This is a genomic window from Thalassotalea montiporae (assembly GCF_053485855.1).
In genome coordinates, this window is the sequence record NZ_JBQRUO010000002.1 from 571,550 (window position 1) to 589,170 (window position 17,621).

Consider the following 17,621-nt stretch of genomic DNA (forward strand, 5'->3'; position numbering starts at 1 on the left):
ACATTTCAAGTGAGTATGTACATGTAAAAATCCCCGACGACTTACTGTATATTTTTCAAACACTTATGGTTATGAAAGAAAAATAATGAAAAACTGAAATAAAACGCCTGCTGCATCGTACTTTTATCTGTAGCGTCAAATCGAGTACTCAACCAATTTATGCAATTAATGATTTTTTCATTTAAGTACTGTTGGTTACCTCAAATACTTGGCACAATGAATTTAATTAGAAGCAATGGAAGTCTTAATGAAGGTATTAATTACTCTGCTGTTAATCTTCAGCCCACTTTTCTCTGTGTTTAAGCTGTCGGCAGCTGAACAAGCGGGCACAATTTTTAAACAGTTAGCACCATCACTATACCAAATCCGGCTAATTGATAAGGCCAGTGGTGAAAAATCAACAATTGGCTCAGGTTTTCAAATTACCGCCGACGGATTAATCGCAACTAACTATCACGTTATTTCAGGCCATGCCCAGTACCCTGAGAAATATCACATTCAATATTTAGATCATCAAGGCAATAAAGGCGAGCTAAGCTTAGCCAGTGTTGATGTTATCAATGATCTGGCCTTGGTTAAGCGCGAAGTGCCTGCGCCAATGGCATTTTTCTCGATTGCAGAGAACGCGCCAACCAAAGGTGAAAAACTCTTTTCGTTAGGTAACCCGCATGATCTTGGAATGATTGTGGTTCCCGGTACCTACAACGGTCTAAAAAAAGAATCCTTTACTGACAAAATCCATTTTACGGGTTCAGTGAACTCTGGCATGAGTGGCGGCCCAGTGGTTAACAAAGCAGAGCAAGTCGTTGGTATAAATGTTGCCACTTCGGGTAATCAGATCGGGTTTTTAGTGCCTCATGACAAGCTAGCTAAGCTGTTTAAAGGCTATAAAAGCTCGCCTCCTGAAACCATAGAGCAACAAATGGCGGAGCAACTTATTGCCAATCAAAAAGCCATGGTCGATACCCTGTTGACCAGCCAGTGGCAGCCCAAAATGCTAGGCTACGGTATAATTCCAACCATCGATGTACCTTTTATCCGCTGTTGGGGTGAGTCGAATACCGATAAGCAAGATGCGCTTATTCAATCAGTTGTCGCCAATTGTGCAATGGATGAAGACACTTTTATCGATAACAACTTTTTTACTGGTGGCATCGAAATGCAGTTCCAATATATGGAAACCAGTAAAATTAGCGATTTTAAGTTTTATCATTTATATCAGCGCCAAGTCGCACGTGCAGTTGCAAGTAACAAAGCGACGAAAGACGATGTTACCGAATTTGCCTGCCATCACGACATTGTGATGCCAGCATCTAGCAAAATTAACAACAAAAGTATTTTGTGCACACGCAACTATAAAAAGTTTCCCGACTTATTTGATGTACTTTATCTAGGTTTATCGGTTGACCGTGATACGCAAGCCTTAATCAGCCACTTCACCATTGCAGGCGTCGAAAAGAACATGGCATTGGCCTTTACTAAGCAGTTTATGGAGTCAGTATCATGGAAATAATTATCGAAGAGCTGAGCAAAGGCCATAAGCTTATCAGCCGCCAAAAGTATAATAATGGCTCGGTAAAAATTGGCCGAGCCTACACTAACGACGTTATTGTTAGCGACCCTCATGTTTGCCCTGAGCACTTGTCGGTTAATTACAATGGCGAAGACTGGGTAGTTGAAGATGACAATAGCCTTAATGGCTCTTTTTTAGGGCAAAGTAAACAAACAGCTCATGGTCACATTGTTAAATCAGGCGATGTGATTGCCCTTGGCAACAGCCAAATCCGCCTGCTATTTCCACAACACCCCGTATCAGAGAGTGTGCCATTTAGTGCCTTTGAAACGCTAATCAATCTTGCTCGCAACCCAATGGTCATTGGTTTAAGCATTGTGCTCTTTACACTCGCCTCCGGTTGGTTAACTTACCTTGATAAAGGCAAAGAAGTTAATTTTACCCAGTTGCTTGTGCCTGCCATTGGCATGGCCTTGGTATTTAGCATATGGCCAGCACTCGTTTCCTTGGTGTCGCATTTGACCAAGAACGACGCCAGAGTAATGCATCAAATCGGCACATGTTTTGTATTCTTCTTGCTACTGATGCTCACCGATATAGTGCAAGCCTTGGTTAGTTTTAATACTTCCAGCAATTGGCCTATCGCATGGCTCACCTATGCTTTGCCTATTGGCGTGGCATTTACTCTATTTTGGCTAAACTGCTATATCGGTTTTCATATGAGTGAGCGTCGACGTATGGCTGCGGCAGCAACCTTAACGTTAATATTCTTTGGTGGTGGAGCTTTAGTGCATTTCAGCAGACAGCCAGAATTCAATCCTAGACCACAATACGATGCCACCATCATGCCACCGAGCTATTTATACTCGAGCAGCAGTGATGTAGATGGCTTCCTCGACGATGCTGAGAAGTTATTTGAGAAAACACGCCAGCAATCGTTAACGGATAAATAACCTGCACAGTTATTAAGATCAAAAAAGCGAGCCTTGAGAACCAAGACTCGCTTTTTTATTTGTGTGATTTTTATTGTTTAATTCTTCATTATTTAAACAATAGGATGGGCAGACTATTGTTCGGCAGTCTATTGCTGGGCAGACTAGGGCTTAGCAACAAAGCCAATCGCGTCGTATACCTTAGTTAACACCTTGCTTGCATGAGCAGAAGCTTTTTCCGCGCCGTCGCGCATCACTTGCTCTAAGAATGCTTGGTCTTCACGGTATTGATTGTAACGTGTTTGAATTGGTTCAAGTAAAGCGACTACTGCTTCAGCAACATCACCTTTTAAATGACCATACATTTTATCTTCATAGTCAGGCACTAGGCTCTCAACCGTCTTACCCGTTGCACATGATAGCAATGACAACAAGTTAGACACACCTGGCTTTTCTGCCACATCAAAGTAAATACGCGCTTGCTCATCAGAGTCTGTTACCGCACGCTTAATTTTTTTCGTGATCTTTTTAGTGTCTTCTAGCAAACCGATGAAGTTGTTCGCATTATCGTCTGATTTTGACATTTTCTTCAGTGGATCTTGCAAGCTCATAATACGCGCACCAAATTCTGGAATATGTGGATCAGGTACTGTAAAGATATCGCCATACAAGTTGTTAAAACGTGTTGCAATGTCACGTGCCAATTCTAGGTGCTGTTTTTGGTCGTCACCGACAGGTACACGATCTGCGCTGTAAAGTAAGATATCAGCCGCCATTAGCACCGGATAGGTAAACAAACCAGAATTCATATTAGCTTCTGATTTTTGCGACTTATCTTTGTACTGTGTCATGCGGTTTAACTCACCCATCTGAGTGTAACAGTTAAGTACCCAGCTAAGCTGTGCATGCTCTGGCACGTGTGACTGAATAAAGATGGTGCTCTTTTGTGGGTCAACACCACATGCAAGGTACAGTGCTAAACCATCTAAAGTCGCTTTTCTAAGCGCCGCGGGGTCTGGACGAACAGTAATGGCATGTTGATCAACAAGCATGTAATAACACTCGTGATCGTCTTGCATATTAACCCACTGCTTCAGTGCGCCTAGGTAGTTTCCTATCGTCAATTCGCCAGATGGCTGACAGCCACTTAATACAATTGGTTTACTCATTTTGCTCTCTTATTTCTAAATTACTTAGTAGTTGCTGACTAAATCAACACGCTCTAGCTTAAATACTGGATTATTTGCTGGTTACCGATGCGAGTTCAGCGCGCATTTGCTCAATCACCGTGCGGTAATCAGGTTGTGAAAATATTGCTGAACCAGCGACAAACATATCTGCGCCTGCTTCCGCAATTTCAGCGATGTTATCCACTTTAACACCGCCATCAATTTCTAAACGAATATCACGACCGCTTGCTAAAATACGCTGTTTCACTGCGCGAAGCTTATCCAGCGTTGTCGGAATAAATGATTGCCCACCAAAGCCCGGATTTACCGACATGAGTAAAATAACGTCAAGGCGATGCATCACATGGTCAAGTATGTTCAATGGCGTTGCAGGGTTTAGCACTAAGCCAGCCTTACAGCCATGATCTTTAATTAACTGCAATGTGCGATCAACATGATCGGTTGCTTCTGGATGAAAGGTAATAATGTCAGCCCCTGCTTTCGCAAACTCAGGCACTAAGCTATCAACAGGCTTAACCATTAAGTGCACATCAATTGGTGCGGTAATACCATAGTCACGCAACGATTGGCATACCATAGGACCAAAGGTTAAGTTTGGGACATAGTGGTTATCCATCACATCAAAGTGAACCACATCAGCTCCCGCTGCTAACACGCGAGCGACATCATCGCCAAGTCTGGCAAAATCAGCTGAAAGAATAGACGGTGCAATTAAAAACGAAGACATACATGTACCCTAGCAGAAAATCTGCGCTACTTTACCTAAACCACAGTCAATATTGAAGCGAAAGCCACAACAAACGTTCGATTTTTATGCACTCATTTGGACACACTTCGCGTTCATCTGCACTATTTATGAGCAACTTTCAACTCTACGGTAAGTAAAACCTTATTCACATTAACAATAAACCACTGTTATTATTAGAAATAAATGATTTTCAAGCAATTACTCAAATTAGGCACTTGCTTTGCTATATCTTTAGCAACAATAAAAACATAGAGAGTATACACATGAAAAAAGTACTAATGGGAATGGCGGTTGCTTCAAGCTTAGCAACTATGGTGGTAGTACCTAATCAAGCACAAGCGGCTGTCGAGGCTAATATTGGTGCAACAAGCAACTACTTATGGCGTGGCGTAAGCCAGAGCTCTGACTCTGCTTCAGTATCGGGCGGTATCGATTACAGCAATGACAGTGGCTTTTATGCCGGTACATGGGTTGGTTCATTAGGCGACGGTAACGGTGCAGAAACTGACTTCTATCTAGGTTATGGTGGTGAAGCAGGTGATTTTGGCTACGACGTTGGCTACATTTTATACCACTATGCAGACTTAGATGACGGTGACTTTGGTGAAATTTACTTAAATGGTAGTTACGCTGACTTCAGCTTTGGTGTTGCTTACACTGTAAACAGCCAAGTTGACGATGGTTCACTATTCGACACAGGTGACATCTACTACAGCGTTGGCTACGGCTTTGAAGTTGCGAAAGAATACAGCGTAGGCCTTACCTATGGCTACTACGACTTTGATGCCGGTAGCGATAGCGATTACGGTCACTTCCAGTTAGATGTGAGCAAAGGTGATTTTACCTTTACGGTATCACGAGCTGATGAAGACTCTGGCGATGATGACACCAAATTTGTTGTGAGCTGGGGTACAACTTTCTAAGCGAAGCCATACTGAGCTAAGCTAAACCAAGCACAACAAAACTTAATACTAGGCACTTACATGACTTCATGTAAGTGCCTTTTCTTTTGTATTATTTAGCCAACCCCAACGTTATTGTCATTTTTTATACAATTTTGCATACTCATAGCAAGCAATCGTCGCATTGGCGAGGGATAAAAAAATGCGTGATAATGAAAAAGACCTAAGCTGGTGGCAAACGTTTAAAAGTGTTGGCGCGGCATTTTTTGGTGTGCAAAGCAGTACCAACCACAAACAAGATTTCAATAAAGGGAAACCACTCCAGTTTATCTTAGTTGGGCTTGTCGCCGTGATCTTATTTGTGATGAGTCTAGTGTTGGCCGTTACCTTTGTCATGCCGGCCTAAATGGGGCGGCTACCTATAAAGCGCCATTAATTCGCCCACTTTTTTGCGGTTAGTTGCTTTTTGACTAATGGTACGCGCCACATTTAGTTTGCGAATGCGATGAGCGTGCTGGTAAATTTTGCGTGTCCAAATTGTGTCGTGATTGCTGATCAGCACACTCGTCCCTTTCACTTCTGCGACAGTTTCCTCCGCAGCATTAGCCAAATCCGCTTGCTCATCAAGACCAAACCCGTTACCAGCATAGGAAGTAAAACTAGCGGTTTTACTTAGTGGTACATATGGCGGATCACAATAAATCACATCCCCTTGCTGAGCCCTAGCAAAAGTATCTCGATAGTTTTCACAAACGAACGTCGCCCGTTGCGCTTTTTCAGCAAATACCTGAAGCTCTTTTTCAGGAAAATACGGCTTTTTATATTTACCAAAAGGCACATTGTAACCACCTGACTTGTTATAACGACAAAGACCGTTATAACCGTGACGGTTTAGGTAAAGGAATAGCAGTGAGCGCTGATAGATATCGTCAGTTTCATTAAATGCTTTACGCAAGTCATAATAAGCGTCGGCCTGATTATTTTGCTCAATAAACAACTTGGCGGCGTCATTAATATATTGCTCTGGCGTATCTTTAAGAATTTGATACAGATTAATCAAATCGCGATTGATATCGTTTAAGATATAGCGTGAAAAGTTGCTATTTAGGAAGACTGAACCTGCACCAACAAAAGGCTCAATTAAGCACTCACCTTTGGGGAGCATTTTGTTGATGACGTCACACAACGTGTACTTGCCACCCGCCCACTTTAAAAATGCTCTGTTTTTATTGGTCATTCAGCCAACAGTTCCACTACTACCATTAAATCGACTGGGGATTGTAGCTTGAATCCCTGCTAAGACCAATGTTTTTTAAGGGCTAACGGTTGCTTGCGGCCATTTCGGTAGCAATGGTTTTTGTTGATTTAATCCAAATACCTGACTGTTGCAATTCTTCACTTAATTGTTTCATTGCACTTACCGCCGCAGCACGTTGTGCATAAGTCATGGAAGTCACTACCACGTAAGGCTGGCTGTTCAAGAGACGCGTGTAGTACTGGTATTGCGTTAGTTGATATCGTTGGGCAAAGCTCGCTGCCAAGCTTTCCGCTTGCTGCTTAGTACTTTCTTGATTATCGCTAACATTTGTTAATGCTAAGTTTGCAAATTGAATAACAACACCTTCAATTCCTGTATCAAAATATTTGGAATCATATGCCAGTTGCTCGTTATTACTTGCTGAATCGTCGTTGGTATTGTACTCATCCAGTACCTTAGTAGCAGCTGCTGTTGGTACTGCAAGAAGCTCTTTAGCATCACCCTTTAGCTCCGATTCTGTTTCAACAGAGGCTAATGCTGATAACACATCAATAGGCGCCGCTGGACCTGCATTAACAATTACCTCGCCCGCTGACATATCTTGTGTCGTATTTAAAGATGTTTCTGGTGATGTTCCGAATGACAATAACGCAGTTAAAATCTCTTGTGGGTTTGCAACTTGTGGTTCAACTTGCAGGCTTTGAGCGCCAACAAGAGCCTCGCCAATATACTCAGCCGTTGCAGCTTCTGCAGACTGTTCTTTGCTAGCTCCACTAGAAGCAATCAATTCATTGGCTTTGACAACAGTCGCTGTGTCTGCACTCAATTCATTTTGTTCAGGTAGTTGACTAAACGTCATGGCATCACGTTGATACAAGACATAAAGCGTAACAAAGGTCAGTGCCAGTAACACAACTAGCCCAATCACTAGTTTATTAAACGGTGTTAAGGTTAAAAAGCTGACCTTTGATTTGAAGAGTTCGGCATTTACTGAGATCAATTGCCCATTGGCCGCAGAGATCATCGACAGTTTTTTATTGAATAAGCTGTAGTTTGTAACGACCAGCTTGCCCAAAGCCGTCTGGCCTAACAATACAACGGCAATATCTCGGCCTGATTTTTTTGCAAGCTCTGACAATAACGTCAGTTCGTGTACTATTTGCAGAGACAAATGATGGGCATGTTCAATGACAATCGCGATCGGTAATTGTTGGTTGATATAGTGTTCAACAACGCTTTGCGTAAGCGATATTTCGGGATCGAATGCTTCACCCGGGAAGAGTTGTTCGTTGATGCGAGCTCGCACTTGTACATCATTCAATTTGCTAGAGACAGGTACAAGGGCTGCATTAGTTTGTTCAGAAAGGGATTCTAGGTAAGTGCCGGAAATGGAACCAAAACCAGATTGCTGATCGTCTAGCACCACCACCATATGGCGGGAAAACTTCAAAATGTAGTCAATGCGAGCATTGGTGCTTATTGACATAACATTCTTATCCGTTGTTTGATTTTCGCTGGTTGCTAGAGCCATCATGGAGCCATCCGTACTGAGCAGCCTCAGTCACTTAATTAATCCAAAAGTTGCTTTAGCTCCTCAATCGTCACATCACCCACAACTTCACTGCTACCAATACCGGTAGGCAGGACAAATCGCAATTGACCAGCAATATTTTTCTTATCCCGTTTCATATGCTTTAGATAAGCATCAAGCCCCATATCGGATGGAGATGTTGTCGGTAAATCAAAATATGCAATCAATTGCTCTATGCGACGTAGTTCTGGCGCTAACAGCAAACCTCGTTCTACTGAAAGTGTCGAAGCAATAACCATACCAGCGGCTACAGCTTCACCGTGTAACCAAACCCCGTAGCCTTGCTCAGCTTCAATGGCGTGACCAAAAGTATGGCCTAAATTAAGCAAAGCACGCTTACCCGCTTCTTTCTCATCTTCGGCAACAATATCTGCTTTACATTGACAGCAGCGAGCAATAACTTGCTGCAAGAGCTCTGGTTCTTGTGCTTTGATTCCTGCTTTATGCTCTTCAAGCCAGGCAAAAAACTCGGCATCGCCTAAAATACCGTATTTGATAACTTCCGCCATACCTGCAGCAAATTCACGAGCAGGTAGTGTATTTAAAGATGTAATATCAATCAGTACAGCGTTAGGCTGGTAAAATGCACCGACCATATTCTTGCCAAGCGGGTGGTTAATCGCAGTTTTACCACCTACCGAAGAATCTACTTGCGATAGCAGCGTAGTAGGTATTTGGATAAAATCGACACCACGTTGATAACAAGCAGCTGCAAAGCCTGTAATGTCACCGATAACTCCACCACCGAGCGCAATCAAGGTTGAGTCTCGACCATGACCATGCTCTAGCATGTGGCTCATGATACGATCGAAGTTGGCCAAGCTTTTTTCTTGCTCACCATCAGGTAATACCAAGTAATCAACTTGAAAATCGGTTAGTGCAGCGAGCAGCTTCTCGACGTATAGGGGAAATACAATGTCGTTTGAGATAACGCAAACGCGCTTTGATTTGATGTGTTGAGCGAGCGGACTGCTTTGCTCAAGTAGTCTCGGCGCAATATATATTGGGTAACTACGCTCACCCAGCTCAACACGTAAGGTAGCCATTAAAAATCTAAACGTTCAACAATCTTATGAGCAACAACTTTAGCGCTTTGATCGTCAGTTTGGATGATCACGTCAGCAATTTCTTCATAAAGCGGATTGCGCTCTACTGCCAAGTTTTCAAGTACTACGCGAGGGTCTTCAGACGTTTGTAATAAAGGACGACGACGATCGCGCTGAGTGCGAGCTACTTGCTTGTCGATAGTTGTTTCAAGGTAAACCACAATACCGCGAGCCGATAGACGGTTTCTAACTTGTGGACTAATAACCGAACCGCCACCTGTAGCTAACACAATACCTTGCATTTCGGTAAGGTCATCAATGACAGTTTCTTCTCTTTTACGGAAGCCTTCTTCGCCTTCTAAGTCAAAAACCCAAGAGATGTCAGCACCTGTACGACGTTCAATTTCTTGATCTGAATCGAAAAACTCTAAGTGAAGCTTATCTGCTAATTCTCGACCGATAGTGCTTTTACCAGCGCCCATCGGGCCTACTAGGAAAATATTACGTTTTTCTGCCATTAGACTTACTTAATTCTCGTAAAAATAGTGTAAATAGGTAAGAGGAAACTCCTCTCAAAAATTTCAAGGGCGTAATTATCGCAATTGTTGACGGGAGAATGCAAGTAAGTGACCAAAAATTACGCCACTTACTTGATTTTTGAGGGCTTTTTAAAAGTGTTCAGTAACGATGCGGGGCGTCACAAAAATAAGTAACTCTTTCTTTTCATTAAAGTTATTAGTATTTCTGAACATCCAACCAAAGTATGGGATATCACCTAATACTGGCACTTTTGATACCGCACTGATAATTGACTGCTGGTAAATACCACCTAAAACAATCGTTTCACCATTTTTAACCAGTACTTGTGTGCCAATACGCTGTGTATCAATCGCTGGCGCTTGACCGCTGGTAACATCCGAAACCGTATCTTGTGTCACACCTAGATCTAGAATGATGTTGTCATCTGGGGTAATTTGCGGTGTAACCGTTAAGCTCAATACCGCCTTTTTAAATTGAGTTGACGTCGCACCACTAGATGCAGCCTCTTGATAAGGAATCTCAACACCCTGTTCAATAAAGGCTTCTTTTTGGTTAGCTGTCGTAATACGTGGGCTAGCAATGATTTCACCTTTATTCTCTTGCTCAAGCGCACTTAACTCTAAATCCAGAATCGTACCATCAGCTAAACGCGCAATTTGGAACGCAATGCTACCAGCTGGGTTAGGCACCGGAAGGTTAACGTTAAGGCGATCAGCAATATCAGGTACGACACCACCACCGGCTGAATCTGCGCCAGTTAAGCTGCCTGATGTAGAATATTCGCCGTCAGTATCCGTGATACCCCAACGAATACCTAATTGCTCGTTGATATCGTCAGTTACCGTTACCATACGTGCTTCAATCACGACCTGGCGCACTGGAATATCTAAAATATCGATCATTCGTTTGATATCTTCAATACTCTTAGCGGTATCTCTAACCAGCAGGGTATTTGTACGTTCATCAACCGACACGGTTCCGCGTCCAGATAGGATACTAGTGTCTTCATTCTTGATTAAATTAGCCAATTCAGATGCTTTGGCATAATTAATCTGCAGATATTCCGAGTACAATGGCGCCAGCTCTTCTACCTGCTGCTGTGCCTGTAAGTTCTTAGCCTCACGCGCGGCAAGCTCATCGCTAGGCGCAACCATTAAGATGTTACCCTGCATGCGCTTATCAAGACCCTTAACTTTCAAGATAATATCAAGCGCTTGATCCCAAGGCACACCATCTAAACGCAGGGTAATGTTACCTGTTACCGTATCACTCGTAATTAAGTTGAATTCGTTATAGTCAGCAATAATCTGCAACACGGTACGTACCGAGATATCTTGGAAGTTTAATGCGATAGTGCGACCACTGAAGTCTTCTTCAGCTCCCAAATAGCCGACTGGCTTTTCTTCTTTGCGCACATTAACCAAGAAAACGTTTTCTTGTTGGTCATGTTCAAAAGTGAAGTTGCCATCAACCTCAATCGCTAATTTAGCATTGCGACCTTCACGGAAAGTCTCGATACCCGTAACAATGGTAGCAAAGTCTGTAACGTCCAACTTATACAGCATATCTTCAAGGATTTGCGTGTTGTAGAACTCAACAACAACTTTACCCAATTGATCTGATACGTCAGCAGCAACAACGCTATCACCAAGCTCAATAATGACTTGTCCTTCGCCTTCTATTTCACCACGACGGAAGTCAATGGCTTGAATGCTGTTAATAAATTCTTCACCAGCAGGTGCGACTTGTTCAACAACTTCAGCAGCTTGACCATATGTTAACGTGATAGCGTATTGGTCGCCTTCGATAGACACATCAAAAACGGTCAATTTGTCCAAGTTAATGGTTGCGACCATGTCGCCATCAACTCGACTGAGTAAAATAGTTTCTACACCAGCATGATCAACAATGGTTTCAGCGTAATCTTCTTCAAATTCAGGGTTACCAAAGTTGACTTCTATCACTGCCGGATTTAGCGACGTTTTGACTGCCGGTTGCCCTAAAATTTCTTCCGAGAAAGAGAAAACCACTTCAATTTGATCATTGTGAATCGTGTTATATGCAATACCGATAAGATCTGAGGCATTGGCGGTCGTAGAGCTAATGAGGTAAAAGCACATAGCAATAACAATTTTTGCCCGTTTAGCAAGGGCAAAAACCTTATTAATTATTGTTGTATTAAATAGCATCACTACTTCCTTTACCTTTGACTGTCCAGTTCTATCATTTCAATTTCGGTTTCACGTTCTACCCAACAGCCTGCGCCATCAGGGGTTAATTCGATAACTTTTACACTTTGAGAATCGACTTCTGTAATTCTGCCATTGTATAAACCGACATAGTTACCAATCGAAACTCTGTGTAAGGTACTATCTGAGGCTTCAACTAAAGCCCAAGTAACACCACCTTCACCTAAGGTACCACGCATCACTAAGTCACCCAGTGCAAACTTTTCCAGAGGCTGTTTACGGCGGCGAGGATCAGGGCTTAAACAGCCAGAAATTTGTTGTAATTTTTCTTGAATGACTTCAGGGCGCGGTGCGACAAAGGGACTTCTTAGGTCAACTGCCGCATACTCGAAGTGGTTGAAAGTCGGAACTTCTGGCATCGGCTCAATGTAGCTTTTCGCATTGGCTTTAACCTTAGCAATGTGAATTTTTAAATCGCTGGTATCATCAAAACAACCGGTAAGCACTAACAGCGATAATAAGGCTAATCTTTTCATTACTGACCGGCCTCCTGATAACGATAAGTTTTTGCTTGTAGTTTTAAGTTAAGCGTTTCGTTACTGACTTGTGCAATATTTATTGTAAAGTCATGTAGCGTTACAATTCGCGGTAAGCCCGCGATTTTGCTCACAAAGCTACCAAATTCATGGTACGCGCCAATAACCTCAATATCGATAGGCAATTCGATATAAATCTCTTTGGTGATTTCAGGCTGCCAGTTTAATTTGACAAAATCTAAGCCACTAGTGGTACCAACAAAGGTAATATCGTCAAGTAAGCCCGGTGTTTCATGACTTTCTGGCAAGCTACGTAATTGATTTGCGAAAATACTTTCTGCCTCCGCCATTTGTTGCTGGAACAACTCAAGGTTAGCAGCAACATGATATTTAGACTCATATTCTTGCTTCAACGTAGCTTCTTCCGCTCGGACACGATCTAGCGTCGTTATTTTATCGCTGACCAAGGCAACATAAGTTAATGCCGAAACCACGATAGCCGTAAAGATAGTCAACACCACTTTAGCTGCAACCGGCCATTCGCCGATATTATCCAGTTCAAGGTTATCAAACTGTTCGGCAAAATTGCGAAAATCAAATTCCATTAATTGCCTCCTTGAAATGCTTGGTCGACTGCGGCATCAAGGTCACCCACAAGGCCTTTGATGGTCACGCGCATTTTAAAGTCACTAAGTAACTTCGTTGCTTCTTCATCGGTAATAATGGATTCGGGTGTTGCATCGGTGAACAAGTCAGATAAATCAATCTCACGAATCATATTCGCTAAATGGTTGTTTGATTCACTCTTACCAGTTAAGTGAATAATATTGCCTTGCTTTTCCAGTTTCGTCAGATAAATCCCGTTAGGAATAATCTTAGCAATTTCGTCAAGCACTTGCGTACCAACGTTTCGGCTACGTTGCAGCTGTTCGATTACACTGATACGTTTTTGTAGGGCATCCTTTTTCTCGTTCAGAGTTTTGATTTCAGCGATACGAACATCAAGAATTTGAATTTCATTTTTAAGAAATTGATTACGAGCCAACTGGCCATCAACTTGTGCTTGATAGTAGCTGCTGATCGCAAAAACAATTAAAAACATAAAAAGCCCGACAAAGGCTAATATGCTGATAAATTCTTTTTTCCTCGCCTGCTGCGCTTCTTCGCGCCAAGGCAGAAGGTTTATATATGCCACGGCGTAAAACTCCTTAACGCTAATCCTGCTGCTACCATTAACTGAGGCGCGACTTGTTTTAACTCACCCTCATTCACATTACTTCCCACATCTAAGCCTTCAAATGGGTTAGCAACAACAGTGAAAATACCCAATTCCTCGGTAAGCAATTCTTGAACACCCTCAACCAAGGCAGTGCCGCCAGAAATAATTAAATAATCAACTTTTTCATGACCGCTAGAGGTTAAGAACATTTGAATGGCACGACGTATTTGCTGCACCAAAATGGTATGAAATGGTGCTAACACTTCAAATCGGTAGTTAGGTGGCAACTTGCCTTTTACTTTTGCTGATTCAGCCTCTTCAAAAGACTGATTGTAGTATGAGACAATTGACCGAGTGTACTGTTCACCACCGAAAATTTGGTCACGACTATAAACATGCTCGCCTTGATTAGTTGCTGAGAACAAAGTCATCGTCGCGCCTAGGTCAACCATGGCAACCATTTTCTTATCTGCATCTTCTGGCAACTGTGCCATACACAAATCAAACGTTCGGCTAATCGCGTAAGATTCAACGTCAACAACTTTTGTCGCAAAACCGCCAGCTTCGAGCGCGGCAACTCTCGCTTCAACTGATTCTGTACGGGCGGCGCTAAGTAGCACATTAATTTTGCTAGGATCTGACTCGTTAACCGCTAGTTTTTCGAAATCTAAACTAACTTCATCAAGGGGGTATGGAATTAGGCTGTCAGCTTCAACTTCAATTTGGCCAGCGAGTTCATCATCGCTTAGCGCAACATCCATATAAATGACTTTGGTAATTACCGTTTGACCAGAAACAGCAACAGCAGCTTGTTTGACAGAAGAGGAAATTTGTTTGCGAATTTTGGCAATAACTTTGCCAACAGCTTCAATATCTTGGATTTCGCGGTCAATGATAGCGCCGCGAGGCATAGGTTCAATAGCGTAGTCTTCTAAGGTGTAGCCATCATCTCCTTGACTCAATAGCACCGCCTTGACAGCGTGAGAACCGATATCGATCCCAACCATCATTGATGCTTTCTTTTTCCATAAGTTGCTTAGCATAACTTCCTACTAAATCTATAGTTGTAATTATTTTAGTCATAATATACGCATAAATACATTTATTACATGGTTTTACACGATATACTAGCCCTAACCTATAAAATTTTGTCAATTTTTGAGCTTTTTCTGTGTTTTCATTTAAAAATTTAGCGAAAGTCGCTGTTGCGCTAAGTGCCATAGGGGCTGTATCTCTTTTTGCCCTATATTGGTCAATGAAAGATGACTTGCCAAGCGTTGATTCGCTTAAAGATATGCGCTGGCAAACACCTATGCAGATATTCAGCCAAGACGGTGAATTGATTTCACAATTTGGTGAAAAAAAGCGTATTCCCTTGTCGCTTGATGAATTTCCTAAACAGCTAGTTGAAGCGATTTTAGCCACAGAAGACGACCGTTTCTATAACCACTTTGGTGTTGACCCCATCGGCATGGGCCGAGCCATAGTGGGTAAACTTATGGGTCAAAATAAAGGTGGTGCAAGCACCATCACCATGCAAGTTGCTCGCAACTTCTTTTTGACCCGAGAAGTTACCTACACGCGTAAGATCCGAGAAATATTTATTTCTTTTCATATCGAGAGCTTGCTCACCAAAGACGAGATCCTCGAGCTTTACATGAATAAAATTGAGCTCGGTCATCGAGCGTTTGGTTTTGGCGCTGCCGCACAGGTTTATTACGGTAAAGAGGTCAATGACTTAACGTTAGCGCAAATTGCGGTATTAGCAGGCTTACCTAAAGCCCCGTCGACACTTAACCCAATTAGCCGACCTGAACGTGCCAAAAATCGTCGCGCCGTGGTCCTACAGCGCATGCTAGTAAGCGGCTATATCAATGAACAGGAATACCAAATTGCTAAATCTGCACCGATTACCGCTAAAAAGCACGGGGCAGAAATTACATTAGACGCACCGTATATTGCTGAAATGGCGCACCAAGAAATGGTCACCCGTTTTGGCAAAGAAGAAGCCTACACAGGTGGCTACAAAGTTTATTTAACCATTCCTGCTAAACTGCAAAAGGCAGCACAACACGCGGTACAAAGTAACTTACTAAGTTATGATCAGCGTCATGGCTATCGCGGCCCTATTAAAGCATTGCGCCCACGTTTAGATGAAGAAGAAAACACGCTAACCGAAGAACAGCTTGCACAGCTCAATACCCCACTTTCTGAATTAGAAATTCAAGAGGCATTGGCGAGTGTTACTAGCTACCAAAACTTACAACCTGCGGTTGTGATTGGTGTGCTCGAGCAAAGCGCTATTGCCGTTTTGAGTTCTGGTAATTCTATTGAGCTGCCATGGCAAGGACTATCCTGGGCTCGCGAATTTATTAGCGATCAGAAACAAGGCCCAGCACCTAAACTAGCCAGTGAGGTCGTTAATGTCGGTGATCTTGTCTATGTTGTTGAGCAGTCAGGTACATACCGTTTAAGCCAACTACCACAAGTTAGTAGCGCATTGGTGGCATTGTCACCTGACAATGGTGCAATTCAAGCCGTTGTTGGGGGCTTCAGCTTCAAACAAAGTCAATTTAATCGTGTTACACAAGCAAAACGTCAAGTGGGCTCAAACATTAAGCCATTTGTGTATTCAGCGGCGCTTGAAAACGATCACACACTTGCTACCCTAGTCAATGATGCACCAATCAATCAGTGGGATCGTCGTTCAGGTGTTGTTTGGCGACCTAAAAACTCACCAGCCGAATATAACGGTCCAATTAGAGTTAAGCGCGCTTTAGCACAGTCTAAGAACGTTATTTCCGTGCGCTTGTTAAGAGATGTGGGTCTTGGCAAGATAATTGACCACTTGTCTGGCTTTGGCTTCGTTCCTGACGAGCTGCCCGAAAACGAGTCATTAGCGTTAGGCTCAGCATCGCTAACACCGCTTGAAGTGGCAACTGGCTTTGCGACTTTCGCCAATGGTGGCTTTTTAATTGAACCATACTTTATCGAACGTATTGAAGATTCTTTTGGCCATATTATTTATCAAGCTAACCCAGCTCTAGCCTGTGATCTACCTTGTCATGAATTCGCCAACCCAGCTTCGCCTGGAACGATTGCAACTGAGATGATAGACGATGTCGAACGCCCCACGGCAATACAAGCTATTGATACAGACTTAGCAGCAGAGCAGCCATTGCAAACCGCCGAGCGCGTTATTAGTAAACAAAATGCGTTTTTAGTTACACAAGCACTCAACAGCGCTGTATGGGGTGCAGATTGGTCTGTAACACCGGGCTGGCAAGGCACAGGTTGGCGCGCAAGAGCGCTTAAACGTAGAGATATTGCTGGTAAAACGGGAACGACAAATGAAGCGAAAGACGCATGGTTCTCAGGTTTTAGTCGCCGCATTGTGGCAACTTCGTGGATTGGCTTTGACGATCATACCCGTAACTTAGGTAAAACCCGCTACAACAATAATTTAGGCAAAAACCAAATTACAGGTACCGAAGCAGGTGCAAAGTCAGCACAGCCAGCTTGGATCACATTTATGAAAGCTGCGCTTGCTGATAAGCCAATTGAACCTTTTGAGCCTCCAGAAGATATTGTCTCTGTACGTATTGATAAGCAGTCAGGCATGCTGACCACCAAAACAGATAAGAGCAGCATATTCGAATACTTTGAAGTCGGCACAGCACCAACCGAGTATATCAAGGTTGACGATAGCAGTATTATTCTTGATGGCGACGAAACCGCTGAGCAAGAAATATTCTAGCGTTAATTTAACGGCAGTATAAAAAGCGAATACGCTTCTTGGTCAGAGCTGGTAATTAAGGTTTTGTTATCAGCTTGGCTTAATAACGCTAGAATTCAATAAGCGAGAAAAGCCTAGTTTACTTGCAGTACCTTTGAGTCGATGTGCTTCTGCTAAGCTTCTCTGCTATTTATCTTATCTCTTCTATACCTTTCTTATAC

At 42.8% G+C, this 17,621-nt stretch carries 16 protein-coding genes; 5 read left to right on the top strand and 11 right to left on the bottom strand.

Annotation, left to right across the window (positions count from 1 at the left end; all coding sequences use genetic code 11):
• Positions 1-247 precede the first annotated feature (247 nt).
• Together ACSLUR_RS09075 and ACSLUR_RS09080 are read left to right on the top strand one after the other, a co-directional pair.
• A complete protein-coding gene (locus ACSLUR_RS09075; RefSeq protein ID WP_448553814.1) occupies positions 248-1,513 on the top strand; it encodes a S1 family peptidase in 1,266 nt (421 codons plus the stop codon).
• The gene (locus ACSLUR_RS09080) at positions 1,504-2,466 is read left to right on the top strand and encodes an FHA domain-containing protein (protein WP_448553816.1); all 963 of its coding nucleotides are present in this window, start codon (positions 1,504-1,506) and stop codon (positions 2,464-2,466) included. Before ACSLUR_RS09075 ends, ACSLUR_RS09080 begins: the two co-directional genes overlap by 10 nt.
• A 143-nt stretch (positions 2,467-2,609) precedes the next feature.
• Here the strand turns inward: ACSLUR_RS09080 and trpS are convergent, their stop codons facing one another.
• Positions 2,610-3,614 (bottom strand): tryptophan--tRNA ligase, encoded by a 1,005-nt coding sequence (trpS, locus tag ACSLUR_RS09085; protein ID WP_448553818.1) that lies wholly within the window; start codon positions 3,612-3,614, stop codon positions 2,610-2,612.
• 70 nt (positions 3,615-3,684) lie between these two features.
• Positions 3,685-4,362, bottom strand: a complete 678-nt coding sequence (gene rpe / locus ACSLUR_RS09090; protein WP_448553820.1) for a ribulose-phosphate 3-epimerase — start codon at positions 4,360-4,362, stop codon at positions 3,685-3,687.
• Between the two features lie 284 nt (positions 4,363-4,646).
• Between rpe and ACSLUR_RS09095 the strand changes: the two genes are divergently transcribed.
• Both ACSLUR_RS09095 and ACSLUR_RS09100 read left to right on the top strand, forming a co-directional pair.
• Entirely contained in the window at positions 4,647-5,306 is a 660-nt protein-coding gene (locus ACSLUR_RS09095; protein ID WP_448553822.1) for a TorF family putative porin, read from the top strand.
• A gap of 181 nt (positions 5,307-5,487) precedes the next feature.
• Positions 5,488-5,691 (top strand): DUF2970 domain-containing protein, encoded by a 204-nt coding sequence (locus tag ACSLUR_RS09100; RefSeq protein WP_448553824.1) that lies wholly within the window; start codon positions 5,488-5,490, stop codon positions 5,689-5,691.
• Positions 5,692-5,700: 9 nt separating this feature from the next.
• Here the strand turns inward: ACSLUR_RS09100 and ACSLUR_RS09105 are convergent, their stop codons facing one another.
• The 9 genes from ACSLUR_RS09105 to pilM form a co-directional block, all read right to left on the bottom strand.
• Positions 5,701-6,522, bottom strand: coding sequence for a Dam family site-specific DNA-(adenine-N6)-methyltransferase (locus tag ACSLUR_RS09105; protein ID WP_448553826.1), 822 nt, complete (start codon positions 6,520-6,522; stop codon positions 5,701-5,703).
• Positions 6,523-6,604: 82 nt separating this feature from the next.
• Positions 6,605-8,077, bottom strand: coding sequence for a hypothetical protein (locus ACSLUR_RS09110; protein ID WP_448553828.1), 1,473 nt, complete (start codon positions 8,075-8,077; stop codon positions 6,605-6,607).
• A gap of 35 nt (positions 8,078-8,112) precedes the next feature.
• Complete coding sequence (gene aroB, locus ACSLUR_RS09115; protein ID WP_448553830.1) at positions 8,113-9,180, bottom strand: 3-dehydroquinate synthase; 1,068 nt, start codon at positions 9,178-9,180, stop codon at positions 8,113-8,115.
• Entirely contained in the window at positions 9,180-9,698 is a 519-nt protein-coding gene (gene aroK / locus ACSLUR_RS09120; RefSeq protein ID WP_116016454.1) for a shikimate kinase AroK, read from the bottom strand. The genes aroB and aroK overlap by 1 nt, the downstream gene beginning before the upstream one ends.
• Before the next feature lie 150 nt (positions 9,699-9,848).
• The gene (locus tag ACSLUR_RS09125; RefSeq protein ID WP_448553832.1) at positions 9,849-11,909 is read right to left on the bottom strand and encodes a type IV pilus secretin PilQ; all 2,061 of its coding nucleotides are present in this window, start codon (positions 11,907-11,909) and stop codon (positions 9,849-9,851) included.
• 11 nt (positions 11,910-11,920) lie between these two features.
• Positions 11,921-12,445, bottom strand: a complete 525-nt coding sequence (locus tag ACSLUR_RS09130) for a pilus assembly protein PilP (protein WP_448553834.1) — start codon at positions 12,443-12,445, stop codon at positions 11,921-11,923.
• Complete coding sequence (pilO, locus tag ACSLUR_RS09135) at positions 12,445-13,050, bottom strand: type IV pilus inner membrane component PilO (RefSeq protein WP_448553835.1); 606 nt, start codon at positions 13,048-13,050, stop codon at positions 12,445-12,447. Before pilO ends, ACSLUR_RS09130 begins: the two co-directional genes overlap by 1 nt.
• Positions 13,050-13,640 (bottom strand): PilN domain-containing protein, encoded by a 591-nt coding sequence (locus ACSLUR_RS09140; protein WP_116002001.1) that lies wholly within the window; start codon positions 13,638-13,640, stop codon positions 13,050-13,052. The genes pilO and ACSLUR_RS09140 overlap by 1 nt, the downstream gene beginning before the upstream one ends.
• Complete coding sequence (gene pilM / locus ACSLUR_RS09145) at positions 13,628-14,707, bottom strand: pilus assembly protein PilM (protein WP_116002002.1); 1,080 nt, start codon at positions 14,705-14,707, stop codon at positions 13,628-13,630. Before pilM ends, ACSLUR_RS09140 begins: the two co-directional genes overlap by 13 nt.
• 128 nt (positions 14,708-14,835) lie before the next feature.
• Between pilM and ACSLUR_RS09150 the strand changes: the two genes are divergently transcribed.
• Positions 14,836-17,421, top strand: coding sequence for a penicillin-binding protein 1A (locus tag ACSLUR_RS09150; protein ID WP_448553838.1), 2,586 nt, complete (start codon positions 14,836-14,838; stop codon positions 17,419-17,421).
• Positions 17,422-17,621 lie beyond the last annotated feature (200 nt).

Excerpts from the sequence above, each read along its gene's own strand:
- rpe (WP_448553820.1), bottom strand. The coding sequence starts at position 4,362 with ATGTCTTCGTTTTTAATTGCACCGTCTATTCTTTCAGCTGATTTTGCC.
- ACSLUR_RS09125 (WP_448553832.1), bottom strand. The coding sequence starts at position 11,909 with ATGCTATTTAATACAACAATAATTAATAAGGTTTTTGCCCTTGCTAAA.
- ACSLUR_RS09075 (WP_448553814.1), top strand. The coding sequence starts at position 248 with ATGAAGGTATTAATTACTCTGCTGTTAATCTTCAGCCCACTTTTCTCT.
- ACSLUR_RS09110 (WP_448553828.1), bottom strand. The coding sequence starts at position 8,077 with ATGATGGCTCTAGCAACCAGCGAAAATCAAACAACGGATAAGAATGTT.
- ACSLUR_RS09105 (WP_448553826.1), bottom strand. The coding sequence starts at position 6,522 with ATGACCAATAAAAACAGAGCATTTTTAAAGTGGGCGGGTGGCAAGTAC.
- trpS (WP_448553818.1), bottom strand. The coding sequence starts at position 3,614 with ATGAGTAAACCAATTGTATTAAGTGGCTGTCAGCCATCTGGCGAATTG.
- ACSLUR_RS09095 (WP_448553822.1), top strand. The coding sequence starts at position 4,647 with ATGAAAAAAGTACTAATGGGAATGGCGGTTGCTTCAAGCTTAGCAACT.
- pilO (WP_448553835.1), bottom strand. The coding sequence starts at position 13,050 with ATGGAATTTGATTTTCGCAATTTTGCCGAACAGTTTGATAACCTTGAA.
- pilM (WP_116002002.1), bottom strand. The coding sequence starts at position 14,707 with ATGCTAAGCAACTTATGGAAAAAGAAAGCATCAATGATGGTTGGGATC.
- ACSLUR_RS09130 (WP_448553834.1), bottom strand. The coding sequence starts at position 12,445 with ATGAAAAGATTAGCCTTATTATCGCTGTTAGTGCTTACCGGTTGTTTT.
- aroK (WP_116016454.1), bottom strand. The coding sequence starts at position 9,698 with ATGGCAGAAAAACGTAATATTTTCCTAGTAGGCCCGATGGGCGCTGGT.
- aroB (WP_448553830.1), bottom strand. The coding sequence starts at position 9,180 with ATGGCTACCTTACGTGTTGAGCTGGGTGAGCGTAGTTACCCAATATAT.
- ACSLUR_RS09100 (WP_448553824.1), top strand. The coding sequence starts at position 5,488 with ATGCGTGATAATGAAAAAGACCTAAGCTGGTGGCAAACGTTTAAAAGT.
- ACSLUR_RS09080 (WP_448553816.1), top strand. The coding sequence starts at position 1,504 with ATGGAAATAATTATCGAAGAGCTGAGCAAAGGCCATAAGCTTATCAGC.